A 14786-nucleotide genomic window follows, 5' to 3' on the forward strand; every position below is an offset into this window, starting at 1 on the left:
ACGGGCCGGCATTGCCGGCCCGTTTTCTTGTGGGGCTCTAGAAACCGGCGGCGCGGGCAAAGGCGACCATCGCCGTGCCGATCGCCACGGTGACGATCAGCGGCAGGCGCAGCGCCAGGACGATGCAGACCAGGATGGCGATGCGCTCGGGCCAGCCGCCGGAGACCAGCGCCGGTGTCACGATGGTCGTCAGCACCGCCGCCGGCACGGCGTTCAGCGCCGCATCGAGGCGCGGCGGAATGCTGCCGATCCGCGCCAGCAGCAGATGCCCGCCGGTGCGCGTCAGATAGGTCAGACCGCCGGCCAGCAGGATGATCCACCAGATCTCATCCATGACGATCCTCCCCTTGCGCGGGTGCGGCCGCCGGTTTCGGCGGCATGAGGGCGGCGACCGCGATGCCGGCAAGGCCACCCAGCGTCACGTGCCAGGGCGGCCCGAGGGTCAGATAGACGACGATGGACGCCGCGGCGCTGGTCAGGGCCACCGGATAGAAGCCGCTGCGGGCGCGAAACGTCATCAGCAGCGTCAGGAAATAGACCGGCAGGATGAAATCCAGCCCGTAACGCGCCGGATCGTCGATCAGCGACCCGAACACCGCGCCGAGCGCCGACGAGGCGAGCCAACCGACATACAGCACGCAGCCATAGGCGAAGTAGAAGGTCTTGGTCAGCGGCTGCACGCTGGCGCGCGCCTCGGCCGCGCCGAACACCGGATCGACCAGGAAGAAGAAGGCCATCGCCTTCTGCAAGCCGGAGAAGCGATGCAGGTGCCGGCCAACGGAGGCCGAATAGAGCACGTGCCGGAAGTTCAGCGCCACGACGGCCAGCAGCACCGACCAGACCGGCGCGCCCAGCCCGATGAGCTGGAGCGCCGCCAGCTGCGAGGCCCCGGCATAGACCGTTGCCGAAAAGCCCATTGTCTGGGCAAAGCTCAGCCCTTCCGCCGTGGCGATCGTGCCGTAGACCATGCCGAAGGGCACGACGGCGAGGAGCACGGGCAGAAGCTCGCGCAACGCCGCGCGGATCTCCGATCGGGTGGTCTCGGTCACTGGACACTCGGGGTTTGTGGATGGGCGCGCGCCGATTACTCAGCCCGGCTTATGCTTCTTCGATGCGCTGCACACAAGCCGTGCCCGGATGCAGGGCGCGTTGCGCCGCTCCCGGCTCAGAGCGACGGGTCGAGAATCTGCGCCTCGAACTCGGCCAGCGCGATGGTCCAGCGATCGAAGGCGTCGTTCAGCTGCGTACGGGTGACCCCGCCGCGCAGCGACAGGTTCAGCTCGACCACCGGGTACTGGTCCTCGGTCTGATACGCCTTGTGAAACGGATGCGTGCGGTTCCAGGCGTTCAGCGCGTCGAGCGCCACGTCGGGCCGGCCCCAGATGGCGTAGAAGTTCGCGACCTCGCAATCCGTCCCGTCGGTGCAGTCGAGGAAGAACAGCTGGTAGGCGACGCCGTTGATGATGCCGGTGATGACCGGATCGCCCGTCTCGGTCGTCACGAGCTCGGCCTCGCCATAGCCTTGGGCGATGTCGAGGATGGTGTCGGTTTCGTCGGCGCGCAGCATGTCGACAGTCATTTCGGCCGCTTCGGTGCCCGACTTCGCTGCCAGCGACCGCGACAACAGGCCCGGCTCCTCGTCGACGGCCATCGGAGTCGAGACGGCGGTGGCCGAGACGGCTCCCGCGGAGATGGTGATCAGGGCGACGGCAAGACCGGTGCGCAAGAGGCGCGGCGGGCAGAGGAGCATAGGGATTCCTTGTTCGGACGCCGCCAATCTCTGCCTTGTATCAGAGACCTGCAAGCCGCGATCGGCTCCGCCCTGCGGTTCTGGCGGCGACCGTGGCGGGGATACATCGTGCCAGCCCGGCGGCCCCGACGTCAGCCGCCACGCGCGGTTGCAAACGACGGTTCCCGCCGCCGCCCGGTCATCACGCCACAGCGCGAGCCTGGACCGGAAATCTTCGCGGCGAATCGCGATCAGGCGTCGCGGCCGATCCGCACGAACCAGGCGTCCTCGTCGATCACCTCGACGCCCAGCTCGGCGGCCTTCTTCAGCTTCGAGCCGGCACCCGGCCCGGCGACCACGAGATCGGTCTTCTTCGACACCGAGCCGGCCACCTTGGCCCCCAGCCCCTCGGCCATCGCCTTGGCCTCGTCCCGCGTCATCTTCTCCAGCGAACCGGTGAAGACGATGGTCTGACCCGAGACGGGCGACGTCGCCGCCGGCTGTTCGGCGGGCTGCACGTCGAGCTCGGCGACGAGATCCTCGACCAGCTTCAGATTGTGGTCCTCGGAGAAGAACCGTGCCGTCGCGGTGATCACGGCGCCGCCGATGTCGTCGAGCGCGTCCATCTCGCCGCTCGCCTCCTCGTCGCCGGCCGCCACCTTCAGCGCCGCCTCGTGGAAGGCCTCGAAGGTGCCGTAGGCGCGGGCCAGCGTCTTCGCCGTCGTCTCGCCGACATGGCGAATGCCGAGGGAGAAGATCAGCCGGTCGAGCGGAATGGTGCGCCGCGCCTCGATCGCCGCGAAGAGGTTCTTCGCCGAGACCTCGCCGAACCCCTCCTTGTCCTTCAGCTTCTTCAGCCCCTCCTGATTGCGGCCATGCATGCGGAAGATGTCGGCCGGCGTGCGGACCTGGAAATCGGGATCGTCGTAGAAGAGGTCGATCTGCTTGTCGCCAAGGCCCTCGATGTCGAAGGCCTTGCGCGAGACGAAGAGCTTCAGATGCTCGCGGCGCTGGAAGGGGCAGGCGAACTCGCCGGTGCAGCGGCGCACGACGCTCTGGGCGCCCGAGGCGGTTTCCTCGCGCACCACGTCGGTCTTCAGCTCGCAGGGACAGACCGACGGGAAGGCGAAGGGCTCGGCATCCTCCGGGCGCTTGTCCGCGACGATTCCGAGCACCTGCGGAATCACGTCGCCGGCGCGCTGGATCTGCACCGTGTCGCCGACGCGCACATCCAGCCGCTCGATCTCCTCGGCATTGTGCAGCGTCGCGTTGGCGACCATGACGCCGCCGACATTGACCGGATCCAGCTTGGCCACCGGCGTCAGCGCGCCGGTGCGGCCGACCTGGATCTCGATCGCCCGCAGCACCGTCGTCGCCTGCTCGGCCGGAAACTTGTGGGCGATCGCCCAGCGCGGCGAGCGCGAGACGAAGCCGAGGCGCTTCTGCAGCGCCAGATCGTCGACCTTGTAGACGACACCGTCGATGTCGTAGCCGAGCCCGGCCCGGTTCTCCTCGATCGCATGGTAGTGCGCGATCAGCCCCTCGATGGTCTCGAAGCGCTTCATCCGTTCGTTCACCGGAAAGCCGAAGCCCGCAATCGCCGCGACGACCTCGGTCTGGGTTTCGCCCGGCACCTCGCTCGCCTCGCCCCAGGCATAGGCGAAGAACTGCAGCTTGCGGGCGCGGGTGATCCCGGCGTCGAGCTGGCGCAGCGAGCCGGCGGCGGCATTGCGCGGATTGGCGTAGACCGGCTTGCCCTCCTCCGCCTGGCGGGCATTGAGGTCGGTGAAGGCGGCGTGGCTCATATAGACCTCGCCGCGCACCTCGAAGACCTCTGGCGCCTTGCCCTTCAGCCGGTTCGGGATGTCGTCGATGGTCCGCGCGTTGCGGGTCACGTCCTCGCCGGTGGCGCCGTCGCCGCGGGTCGCGGCCGAGACCAGTTCGCCCTTCTCGTAGCGCAGTGACAGCGACAGGCCGTCGATCTTCGGCTCGGCGGTAATGGCCAGCGGCGCGTCGTCGTCGAGCTTCAGAAAGCGGCGCACGCGCTTGGCGAAGTCGGCCACGTCCTCGTCGGAAAACGCATTGTCGAGCGACAGCATCGGCACGGCATGGCGGATCTTGCCGAATTTCTCCGACACCTCGGTTCCCACCCGCGCGGACGGGGAATCCTCGCGGATCAGCTCGGGAAAGCGCGCCTCGATGGCGGCGTTGCGCCGGCGCAGCGTGTCGTATTCGGCGTCGGTGACGGTCGGCGCGTCCTCGCGGTAATAGGCCCGGTCATGTGCGGCGATCTCGCCGGCCAGTCGTTCCAGTTCGGCCGCCGCCTCGTCCCTGTCCAGCGTCTCGACCGCCTTGTCGCTCATCGCCCGTCCGAATCCCTGATCGTTGTCCGGCCCGTCATAGCCATTCGGGCTGTGGCAGGTCGAGGCCGAGTATGCGGTCCGCGATCCGCCCGCGCAGCCACGGGGTCCACGCCGCCAGTGGCATCAGATAGCGCATCGCCAGCAGCGCGGCCGGCGGCGGCGCCGCAATGAAGTCGGTGCCCCTGCGGGTCGCCTCCATGACGGAGCGCACGGAGGGCAAGCGGCGCATCTCGTATTCGGTCTCGCGGGTCTCGCTGGCCAGGAAGGCCAGGGTCGCCGCGTCCCAGATGCCAAGATTCATGCCGCGCCCGCCGACCGGCGAATGGACATGGGCGGCGTCGCCGGCGAGGAACACCCGGCCCTTGGCCATGCGCTCGGCATGGCGGAAGCTGACATGGAAGCGCGAGGCCCAGGTGACCGACTCGATGCCGGGCACGTCGCCGATCAGCGCTTCGGTCGACGGCGCGATGCCGACATAGCGGCCGCGCCGGGCGCCCAGCGGCAGCATGGCGACGGCGCCGCCGGGATCGCCCGATCCGCTGCGCAGATCGATCTGGCCGACAGCGGGATCGACCGGCTTGTCGAAGACCACGTCGGCCAGCGCGAACTCCGCCGGATAGCCCGCGCCGCTCCACGGAATGCCGACATCCTCGCGTACCGCCGAATGGGCACCGTCGGCGCCGACGACGATGTCCGCCGGGATCGTTTCGCCAGTAGAGAGCGTGACGCGCGGCGCATGGGTGTCGGCGACCGTCTGGAAGGCGACGCCCCATTCGACATCGACGTCATGGGCGGCGAGCCATTCGATCATCAGCCGCTCGGTGCGCCCCTGCGGCAGCACCAGGATGAAGGGGTGGCGGGTATGGCCCGCCGCCGTGGACAGTTCGAACAGAGGTCGGCCATTGTCGGCGACGGCCATGCGCGAGATCCGGTTGCCCTCGGCCAAGAGGCGCTCGCTGATGCCGGACGCCGCGAGGATGTCGAGTGTGCGCGGCAGGACGCCGAGCGCCCGCGACTGGTCCTCCGGCGTCGGCCCCTCGCCGGCATCGACGATGCGCGGTGCAAAGCCCCGGCGGCGAAACTCGACCGCGGCGGCCAGTCCGACCGGCCCGGCGCCTGCGATCAGGACGCGGCGGGCCGTCACGGTCACGCTCCCGCGCCGATGAGCCGGGCAGCGGCTGCGCGGGCCTCGTCGGTCACGGTCTCGCCGGCCAGCATGCGGGCGATCTCCTCGCGCCTTCCGTCCTCGCCGATCGGCGCAACGCGGGTGGCCACGCGGTCCTCGCCGGAAGCGGCACTGCCCTTGGAGATCAGGAGGTGGGTCGTGGCGCGCGCGGCCACCTGCGGGGCATGGGTGACGGCCAGCACCTGCACGTTGCGCCCCAGCCGGCCGAGACGGCGGCCGATGGCGTCGGCCACGGCGCCGCCGACGCCGGTGTCGATCTCGTCGAAAACCAGGGTGGGCGCCGAGCCGCGATCGGCCAGCGCCACCTTGAGCGCCAGCAGGAAGCGCGACAGCTCGCCGCCCGAGGCGACCTTCATCATCGAGCCGGCGCGGGTACCGGGATTGGTCTGGACGTAGAATTCGATCTGGTCGATGCCGGCCGCGGACGGGCTCTGGGGGTCGCTGGTCTGCTCGACGAGGAACGTCGCGCGGTCGAGCTTCAGATCCGGCAGTTCGGCCATGACCGCGCCTTCCAGCAGCCGCGCGGTGGTGCGGCGCTTCTCCGACAGTTCGGCCGCGGCGCGGTCGAAAAGCCGGCGCTTTTCGGCGAGCTCGGCTTCCAGCTTGCCCATGCGCTCCTCGCCAGCGTCGAGATCGGCCAGATCGCCGATCATCCGGGCGGTCAGTTCCGGCAGATCGTCGACGGGCACCGAATATTTGCGGCCCGCGGCGCGCAGCGCGAACAGGCGTTCCTCGGTCTCCTCCAGCGCCCGCGGATCGAACTCCAGCGAGCGCAGCGCCGTCTGCAGCGCCATCTGCGCGTCGGACAGCGCATCGAGCGCCGTGTCCAGCCGGTCGATCGGCTCGTCCAAAAGGCCCGGCAGCTCGTCGCGCTTGCGGTCGAGACGCTTCAGGAGGCCGGCGAGCTGCGGGATCGGCGAGGACGAGCCGGACAGCTCCTCATGGGCGTCGTTGACGTCGGTGGCGATCTTCTCGGACCGCATCATCACCTGCCGGCGCTCGGCCAGTTCCTCCTCCTCGCCGGCGATCGGTGCCAGGTCGGAGAGTTCGTCGACGGAGGAGCGCAGATAGTCGGCCTCGCGGGCCGCCGCCTCGACGCGGGCGCGATGGGTGCGCAGCTCGTGCTCGGTGGCGCGCCAGTCGGCGTGGGCGCGCGCGACGAACGCCGCTTCCTGCTGCAGCCCGCCATACTGGTCGAGCAGCGTGCGGTGGGCCTGCGGGTCGATCAGCGCGCGGTCGTCGTGCTGGCCGTGGATCTCGACCAGCGCCTGGCCGACGCTGCGCATCAGGGAGACGCTGGCGGGACGGTCATTGATGAAACCGCGGGTGCGGCCGTCGGCGGTCTGGATGCGGCGCAGGATCAGATCGCCTTCGCTGAGATCCTGCTCGTCGAAACCGTTGTCGAGAAGGATCGCCCGCACGCCGGCGCCGGACGGCAGGTCGAAGGCGGCCGTCACCTCGCCCTGCTTGGCGCCGTGGCGCACCAGGCCGCCATCGCCGCGCCCGCCGAGGGCGAGCGACAGCGAATCGAGCAGGATCGACTTGCCCGCGCCGGTCTCGCCCGTGAGCACGGAGAGACCCTCGTCGAGGGCAATGTCGAGCCGTTCGATGAGAACGATGTCGCGGATCGAAAGATGAACGAGCATGACCGGGATCGTCGGTACTGAACCGCCACCGAAATGGCAATGGCTCGTCAAGATAGTGCGGATCGAAGCCAAGCGCACCGGCTATCGGCGAAAGCCGCCAGAGGCGTCACCGCGTCCGCGGCGCGCGGCCTGCCGCGCCTGCCCTTGGGCCTGATGACGCAGGTTCCGCAGCCAGGCAGGCCCCGTGCCCGTCTCAAGCGTCGTCGGGAATGCGGACCGGGGACAAACCCCGGCCCGGTCTGTCTCAGGCGCCGGTGATCTTGCGCGCCGCCACGCCGAACCACGACGTCGCACTGCCTTCGCGCGGCGACAGGCCATTGGACTGCAGCAGCTGGTAGGAATCGCGGTACCACTGCGAATCCGGGAAGTTCTGGCCGAGCACCGATGCCGCCGCCTGCGCCTCGCGGGTCAGACCCATGGCGTAATAGGCTTCGGTCAGGCGGGCCAGCGCCTCTTCCACGTGCCGGCTGTCGGAATAGACGTCGACGACATTCTTGAAGCGGTTGATCGCCGCGACGTATTCGCGCCGCTCCAGATAGTACCGGCCGACCTGCATCTCCTTGCCGGCGAGCTGGTCGCGGGCAATGCGCAGCTTGGCGCGCGCGTCGTCGGCATATTCGGAATCGGGGTATTTCTCGAACACCTCGCGCATGGCCGCAGCCGCGCGGGCCGCTTCCTTCTGGTCGCGGGTGACGTCCGGGATCTGGCGGTAATAGGCCAGGCCCATGATGTACTGGGCGTAGGCCGCCTCTTCGCTGCCCGGATAGAGCGACAGATAGCGCTTGGACGAATTGATCGCGGTGTCGTAGTCGCCGCCGCGATAGCTGGCGAAGGCGCTCATCACCAGCGCCTTGCGGGCCCATTCCGAATAGGGATGCTGGCGGTCGATCGCCTCGAACTTCTTGGTCGCCTCTCCGAGACGGCCGCCTTCGAGATTGGCGAGACCCTGATTGTACAGGACGTCCGGCGGATCGGTCTCGGCGGCGAGCGCGAGCGCCTCGACGTCGCTGGTGTCCGAACTCATGCAGCCCGACAGGCCGGCGGATGCGAGACCCAGCGCCAGAGCGCCGGTGAGTTTCGCCACCCGCAGTCGGCGCAAGGCCGGATGGTCGTGCGGATTGCTCATTCGTGCTGATCCCCCTGCTTTCGAAAGCCCGGCTGTCTTACGCCGCGCCTTTGTCGTCAGCAACGCTCAAGCCGGTTCAACCCGTCTTTTTTGTGACGCAGCGTCCCGATCGAGTGCACGTCGTCGTGTGCGACACCGGTTTGTCGACCGGACGAGGCGGTTGCGCGATACCGATGTCAGAGAGTCTGCGGACCGTAGGCGGGCGCCGCGACGGCGACCAGCGGCGCGTGACGGACCGGATCGACCCGGCGCGACGGCGCCTCGACGATCTCGTAGGCCCGGCGGTCGGCCAGAAGCGCCTGCAGCGCGAGACCGTTCAGCTTGTGGCCGCCACGATAGGAACGGTAGCAGCCGAGCACGCGGGCGCCGGCCAGCGCCTGGTCACCCACCGCGTCCAGCGCCTTGTGGCGGACGAATTCGTCGTCGTAGCGCAGGCCGTCCGGGTTGATCACCCGGCCGTCGTCGCCGATGACCACCGAATTGTCGAGCGAGGAGCCCAGCGCGGAGCCGGCGGCCCACAGGCGCTCGACATCCTTCATGAAGCCGAAGGTGCGGGCGCGGGACAGGTCGCGGGCGAAGCGCTCGGCGGTCAGATCGGCCTTGTAGACCTGCCGGCCGATGGCCGGGGTGGCGAAGTCGATCTCGATCTCGAAGCGGGTGCCGTTGTGGGGCAGATATTCGGCGCGGGCGCCGTTCATCTCGACCGAGACGGGCTTCAGCACGCGCACATAGCGGGCCCGGGCCGACTGGCCGACGACGTCGGCCTCGCGGATGCCCTTGATGAAGGCGGCGGCGCAGCCGTCCATGATCGGCGTCTCGTGCGCGTCGAGCTGCACGACGACATTGTCGACGCCCATGGCGTAGAGCGCGGCCATCAGATGTTCAATCGTCGCGACATGGGCGCCGCGCGGATCGCCGACGACGGTCGCCAGATCCATCGGCGCGGCATTGCCGGTCAAGGCCTTGATCTCGTGCAGGTAGCCCTGCTTGTCGCACAGGTGGAAGACGATGCCGGTGTTGACCTCGGCCGGAAGCAGGGTGAGCTGGACCGGGAGACCGCTATGGACGCCAATGCCCTCGAAATAGACCCTGGATCCAATCGTCTGCTGGAACATTCGCACTATCGGCAACCTTTCCCGCCAGCATCGGCGCGGTGTTCCCGCGGCTCAGATACCGGCATCCCCGCTCGGGAGCTTCGTCGTCAGTGCTGACCCGCCCCCTCTCCCCCCATGGAGGAATCGGGCCATCCCGCACTCTGCAATTCGTGACAAATTCCCTAGACCGAACAGGCCCTTCGACAAAATCACGGTTCGTTACCCGTTGTTACTGCCGCTCCGGGGCCAAAAACTCCAATGCCAGCAATTTCATACGCTTGTCATAAAAAAGGCCCGCCGAACGTGCCGGCGGGCCTTGTGTCAAACCTGCAACGTTGACGGTCAGTTCGCCTGACGACGCAGGAAAGCAGGAATTTCGAGCTGGTCTTCCTCACTGACGGCGCGCGGCTGCGGGGCCGGACGGGCCGCCGATTCCGCCGCCTGACGGCGGGGTGCGTAGGGGTTCGGCTCGACCACGGCGCGACGCGGCTGCTCGGCCGGTGCGTGACGTGCCTCGTGCGGTGCAGCCTCGTCCTCATCGCGGCGCGACAGGCCGGTCGTCAGGCGACGCAGCAGGCCCATCGGGCCCCGCTCGTCATGGGCGTCGGCCGCCGCACGGCTCTCGATCTCGGCCCGCACATTCGGCGGGAAGTCCTCGACCTGGGGCATGCGCGGTGCGGCTGCACGCGGCGCCGGCTCGGCGGCCGGGCTGACCTGGGCGATCTCGGCCTCCAGGGCGGCGGTGAAGTCGTCCACCATCTCGGCCTGGGGCGCCGGAGCGGCTTCGGCATGGACCGGAGCTTCGTAGGCGGGCGCGGCGGCCGGGGCCGGCTGCTGGGCCGCCGGACGCACGGCCGCGGCCTGCGTTTCGGGCAGTGCACGCGGGGCCGGAGCCGCCGTCGGACGGACCTGGTAGGCTGCGGTCTGCTCGGCCGCTTCCATTTCCGCCTTGTCGATGCCGGTGGCCACGACCGACACGCGGATCACGCCTTCCAGATTCTCGTCGAAGGTCGCGCCGAGAATGATGTTGGCGTCGTGGTCGACTTCCTCGCGGATGCGGGTCGCCGCCTCGTCCACCTCGAACAGGGTCAGGTCACGGCCGCCGGTGATCGAGATCAAGAGGCCGCGGGCGCCCTTCATCGAGGTCTCGTCGAGCAGCGGGTTGGCGATCGCCGCCTCGGCGGCCGCCATGGCGCGGCCCTCGCCCGACGCTTCGCCGGTGCCCATCATCGCCTTGCCCATCTCGCGCATCACCGAACGCACGTCGGCGAAGTCGAGGTTGATCAGGCCTTCCTTGACCATCAGGTCGGTGATGCAGGCCACGCCCGAATACAGAACCTGGTCGGCCATGCCGAAGGCATCGGCGAAGGTGGTCTTGTCGTTGGCGATCCGGAACAGGTTCTGGTTCGGAATGACGATCAGCGTGTCGACGTTCTTCTGCAGTTCCTCGATGCCCTGGTCGGCGATGCGCAGACGGCGCTGGCCCTCGAAGTGGAACGGCTTGGTGACCACGCCGACCGTGAGGATGCCCTTTTCGCGCGCCGCACGGGCGACGACGGGAGCTGCACCGGTGCCGGTGCCGCCGCCCATGCCGGCGGTGACGAAGCACATGTGCGAGCCGAGCAGGTGATCGCAGATCTCGTCGATGGATTCCTCGGCGGCGGCGCTGCCGACTTCCGGCTGCGAGCCGGCGCCCAGACCCTCGGTGACGGCGACGCCCATCTGGATGATGCGTTCGGCGCGCGAGGAGCGCAGGGCCTGCGCGTCGGTGTTCGCGATGACGAACTCGACGCCTTCCAGCCCGGCATTGATCATGTTGTTGACCGCGTTGCAGCCACCGCCGCCGACGCCGAAGACGGTGATGCGGGGCTTCAGCTCGGTGATGTCGGGCTTCTTCAGGGTAACGCTCATGGTTCGATCCTCTTTCACGCAGTTCTGGCCGGTTCGCCGCGCGGCCGTTCGTTGGTGACTCTTCAGCGGCGCGCGGCGCGCACCGATCTCGTTGTTCGCCCGGCCGTCCACGCGGCCGGGTGCGTTGTCAAAGGCTGCGTCTCAGCCAGGATCCGATCCGGCCGGCGCGGGTGTTCTCGTTGAAGGCGACCGTCGCGATGGACGGCGCCGAGACGTTCTCGCGGTGGGCGACCTGCGGGTAGATCAGCAGGCCGACGGCCGTCGCGAAGGCCGGGCCCTTGCTCGACGGATTCAGTCCCGACACGCCCATCGGCCGGCCGAGCCGGACGTTGCGCTGCAGGATGGTGCGGGCCGTGTCGCCGAGACCGGCAAGCTGGCTGGCACCGCCGGTGAGGACGATGCGCTTGCCGATGACGTGGCCGAGACCGGACGAGGCCAGCCGGTCGCGGACCAGCTCCAGCGTCTCCTCGACGCGCGGCCGGATGATCCGCGCGACCAGCGAGCGGGCCACGGTGACCGGCGCGTCGTGGCCGTCCTCCCCGAGTGCGGCGACCTGCACGGTCTCGCCGTCCTGCATCAGCTCGGTCAGCGTGCAGCCATGCATGACCTTCAGCCGTTCGGCGTCGGCCAGCGGGATGGACAGGCCGCGGGCCAGATCCATGGTGATGTGCCGGCCGCCCATGGCGACCTGGTCGGCATAGACGAAGCGACCGTTCTGGAAGATCGCGATGGTCGTCGCACCGCCGCCCATGTCGATGCAGGCCGAGCCCATGGCGGCCTCGTCCTCGACGAGGGTCGACAGCGCGCTGGCATAGGGCGTGGCGACGAAGGCCTCGACCATCAGCTGGGCGCGGTTGACCACCGCCTCGAGATTGCGCAGCGGCGTTTCCTCGGCCGACAGCACATGCATCGAGGCGCCGAGCCGCGAGCCGGTCATGCCGACCGGATTGTCGAGGCCGCCCTCGCCGTCCAGCGCCAGATCGTAGGCCATGGAATGCAGCGCCACGCGGCGCTCCTCGAGCGGCACGCGGGCGGCCATGCCGAGGACGCGCTCGACGTCCATCCTGTCGATCTCGCCGGATGTGGCGATCTCGGCCGAGCCGCTGTGGCTCTTCAGTCGCCCGGCGGTGACCGAGACGATCAGGGATTCGATGGTCAGGCCGGCCATGCGCTCGGCGGCATCGACGCACAGACGGATCGACTGTTCGGCCGCGTCGAGATCGACGACGACGCCGGACTTGATGCCGTGCGAACGCTGGTGACCGACGCCGATGACCTCGATCGTATGGGTGCGGCCGGGCAGCATCTCGCTGGCCAGGCGCGGCTTCAGGCGCGCGATCAGGCAGGAGATCTTTTCCGAGCCCACGTCGAGCACCGAGATGATCCGGGCGCGGCGCTTCGGCAATGCCTTGATGCGGGGCAATTCGTCCCCGCCGCGATTGAACAGACTCATACCGGCTTGTCCTTCCGGCTACGCTTGATGAGCTTCTCGCGCTCTTCGAGGGCCGCGTTCCGGCGCACCAGGGCGTCGGGGGTGAGCTTGACGACCATGCGATCGGACAGCCGCATATCGACGGAGACGATGTCCCGCGACAGAAGTCCGTTCTCCCGATCCATTCTCGCTACCTCGGCCAATGCTTCTACCGGCTGGTCTTCGGGCAACAGGACGGACAGGCCGTTCTCCAGTCGCAGATCCCACCGGCGGTCTCCGACGCGAACATACGCCTTGACCCTTGCGCGAAGCTCGGGAAGCACTTCCATTTCATCGATCAGGGCCGCGGCATGGGTTGCCGCGCCGGCGCCCACGACGATGGGCAGCGCGGCGAAACGGCCGGCCACGAAGGGGACGATTTCCTGCCCCTCGCGATTGACCACGACGAATTCCCGGCCCTTCTGCCAGACCGCATAGGGGCGGTGTTCGGAAATGCCGATCTTGACGCGGCCGGGGAAGATCTTGGCGACCGAGGCGCGGTCGATCCAGGGCATCGCCTCCAGCGTCTGGCGCGCCGCGGACGGGTCGAGCGAGATCAGGCTCTGGGAGCCGGTCTGCCACAGCGCCTGCAGAACGTCGATTTCCGAAGTCTCGGCATTGCCGACGACGTCGATGTCCTCGATCGCGAAGCCCAGCGGCTGGGCGACGGAATCGACCACGGTGACCGTATGGCCGCCCTGGACGACGCCGTAGACGACCGATGCGCCGACGACGACGGCCGCCAGGCTGCCGAAGCGCGGCAGCGGCAGCTGCGCCACGTCGCCGGCCAGCGCCGAGATCCGGCGGCCGAAGCGCGCGGTGCGCAGCATCAGCCGGCCGGCGGCACCCGGCCGCGGGTCGTCGTGGTGATCATGATAGGCCCCGTAGGGGCGCTGGGCGGTCATCGGCGACATGAGGCATCCTCCACCATCCAGCTGAGAAGTTCGGGGAAGCTGTGACCGGACGCGGCAGCGATGTCGGGCACCAGCGAGGTCTCGGTCATGCCCGGCTGGGTGTTGACCTCCAGCCAGACCACCTCGCCGCCCGGACCGAAGCGGTCGTCATAGCGAAAGTCCGAGCGCGACACGCCGCGGCAGCCGAGCGCCGCATGGGCGGCCAGCGACCAGCCCTGGATCTTGCGCGCGACATCCTTGGGCAGGTCGGCCGGCACGATGTGGCTCGATCCGCCGGGCACATATTTGGAATCGTAATCGTAGAAGGCGTGGCCCTCGGTGACGATCTCGCAGACCTCCAGCGCCACGTCGCCCATCACTGCGCAGGTGAGCTCGCGACCGGCGACGAAGCGCTCGATCATCACGATGTCGCCGTAGGGCCAGTCGTCGCCATAGAGCTGCTGCGGCGGATGCGGCTGGTCCTCGCGGACGATCAGCACGCCGAAGCTCGAGCCCTCGGCCACCGGCTTGATGACGTAGGGCGGCGGCAGGACATGGCTTTCGGCCGCGTCGAGGCGATGGCGGAGCTTGGCTTCGGCCACCGGCACGCCGGCTGCCTTGGCGACGATCTTGGCCCGTTCCTTGTGCATGGCCAGCGCCGAGGCCAGCACCCCGGAATGGGTGTAGGGAATTTCCAGATATTCGAGGATGCCCTGGATGGTGCCGTCCTCGCCGAAGGGCCCATGCAGCGCATTGAAGGCGACGTCCGGGCGCAGACGGGCCAGGGTCTCGGCGACGTTGCGGTCGACATCCACCGTGGTCACGGTGTAGCCGGCGGTCTCCAGCGCAGCCGCGCAGGCCTTGCCGGAGGCCAGGCTCACGGGCCGCTCCGACGAAAACCCACCCATCAAGACTGCTACATGCTTGCCCATAGAACCCGATCCATCCTCAAAACGAGGGTATCGGCCATTCATCGCAGCCAGATGGTTAAGCGCGGGTTAAGGCACTCACGCTGAAGCAAGAAAATCGTAACGTTGCCACAATGGGGGTGGCAGATACGGGTCTGTCGTTCCGTTCAAATTTGCCTTCGCAGACAGCCGGTCCGTTAACGAATTGTCGATCATCTCCATGGTCGTGACCGTCAGGAGACATGCAATGTCGAACGATCTGCATGATGCCGTCGAAGAAGTCGTGATCCGCGCCAAGCAGGAGCGCACGGTGCTGACGCTGGCCGATGCCGCAAGGCAGATCGCCATCGCCAGAGGCGCCACCGACCGCCGCGGGGACGGCGATCTGATGCTCGCCCTGATGAAGGAATCGGCGCGCCGCGGCGTCGCCATGCGCTTCAACTGAGACGCGGCGAAAGA

The 14786-nt window shown here is 68.5% G+C and carries 13 protein-coding genes; 1 reads left to right on the forward strand and 12 read right to left on the reverse strand.

The window, feature by feature from the left end:
- Positions 1–37 precede the first annotated feature (37 nt).
- From SI859A1_RS12645 to SI859A1_RS12700, 12 genes are all read right to left on the reverse strand, one after another.
- Positions 38–334, reverse strand: coding sequence for a branched-chain amino acid transport AzlD family protein (locus SI859A1_RS12645; protein ID WP_024351984.1), 297 nt, complete (start codon positions 332–334; stop codon positions 38–40).
- Positions 327–1049, reverse strand: a complete 723-nt coding sequence (locus SI859A1_RS12650; RefSeq protein ID WP_009210143.1) for an AzlC family ABC transporter permease — start codon at positions 1047–1049, stop codon at positions 327–329. The genes SI859A1_RS12645 and SI859A1_RS12650 overlap by 8 nt, the downstream gene beginning before the upstream one ends.
- A 116-nt stretch (positions 1050–1165) precedes the next feature.
- Positions 1166–1750 (reverse strand): YbjN domain-containing protein, encoded by a 585-nt coding sequence (locus SI859A1_RS12655; protein ID WP_040325773.1) that lies wholly within the window; start codon positions 1748–1750, stop codon positions 1166–1168.
- 230 nt (positions 1751–1980) lie between these two features.
- Complete coding sequence (gene ligA / locus SI859A1_RS12660; RefSeq protein WP_009210144.1) at positions 1981–4092, reverse strand: NAD-dependent DNA ligase LigA; 2112 nt, start codon at positions 4090–4092, stop codon at positions 1981–1983.
- A gap of 34 nt (positions 4093–4126) precedes the next feature.
- Positions 4127–5236: an FAD-dependent oxidoreductase gene (locus tag SI859A1_RS12665; protein ID WP_244400990.1), complete on the reverse strand. Its 1110-nt coding sequence runs from the start codon at positions 5234–5236 to the stop codon at positions 4127–4129.
- A gap of 2 nt (positions 5237–5238) precedes the next feature.
- Positions 5239–6924 carry a DNA repair protein RecN gene (gene recN / locus SI859A1_RS12670; protein ID WP_009210146.1) on the reverse strand — a complete coding sequence of 562 codons (1686 nt, stop codon included), beginning with the start codon at positions 6922–6924 and terminating at the stop codon, positions 5239–5241.
- A gap of 244 nt (positions 6925–7168) precedes the next feature.
- Positions 7169–8050: an outer membrane protein assembly factor BamD gene (locus SI859A1_RS12675; RefSeq protein ID WP_009210147.1), complete on the reverse strand. Its 882-nt coding sequence runs from the start codon at positions 8048–8050 to the stop codon at positions 7169–7171.
- Positions 8051–8226: 176 nt separating this feature from the next.
- Entirely contained in the window at positions 8227–9165 is a 939-nt protein-coding gene (gene lpxC, locus SI859A1_RS12680; protein WP_009210148.1) for a UDP-3-O-acyl-N-acetylglucosamine deacetylase, read from the reverse strand.
- 321 nt (positions 9166–9486) lie between these two features.
- Complete coding sequence (gene ftsZ / locus SI859A1_RS12685) at positions 9487–11055, reverse strand: cell division protein FtsZ (RefSeq protein WP_009210149.1); 1569 nt, start codon at positions 11053–11055, stop codon at positions 9487–9489.
- Positions 11056–11182: 127 nt separating this feature from the next.
- Positions 11183–12508, reverse strand: coding sequence for a cell division protein FtsA (gene ftsA / locus SI859A1_RS12690; RefSeq protein ID WP_009210150.1), 1326 nt, complete (start codon positions 12506–12508; stop codon positions 11183–11185).
- On the reverse strand, positions 12505–13440 hold the full coding sequence (locus tag SI859A1_RS12695; RefSeq protein WP_244400992.1) for a cell division protein FtsQ/DivIB: 936 nt from the start codon (positions 13438–13440) through the stop codon (positions 12505–12507). The genes ftsA and SI859A1_RS12695 overlap by 4 nt, the downstream gene beginning before the upstream one ends.
- Entirely contained in the window at positions 13428–14351 is a 924-nt protein-coding gene (locus SI859A1_RS12700) for a D-alanine--D-alanine ligase (protein WP_040325775.1), read from the reverse strand. The genes SI859A1_RS12695 and SI859A1_RS12700 overlap by 13 nt, the downstream gene beginning before the upstream one ends.
- 223 nt (positions 14352–14574) lie before the next feature.
- Between SI859A1_RS12700 and SI859A1_RS12705 the strand changes: the two genes are divergently transcribed.
- Positions 14575–14772 (forward strand): hypothetical protein, encoded by a 198-nt coding sequence (locus SI859A1_RS12705; RefSeq protein ID WP_040325776.1) that lies wholly within the window; start codon positions 14575–14577, stop codon positions 14770–14772.
- The last annotated feature ends 14 nt before the right edge of the window (positions 14773–14786 follow it).

The sequence above is a fragment of the Aurantimonas manganoxydans SI85-9A1 genome (assembly GCF_000153465.1).
Lineage (GTDB): Bacteria > Pseudomonadota > Alphaproteobacteria > Rhizobiales > Rhizobiaceae > Aurantimonas > Aurantimonas manganoxydans.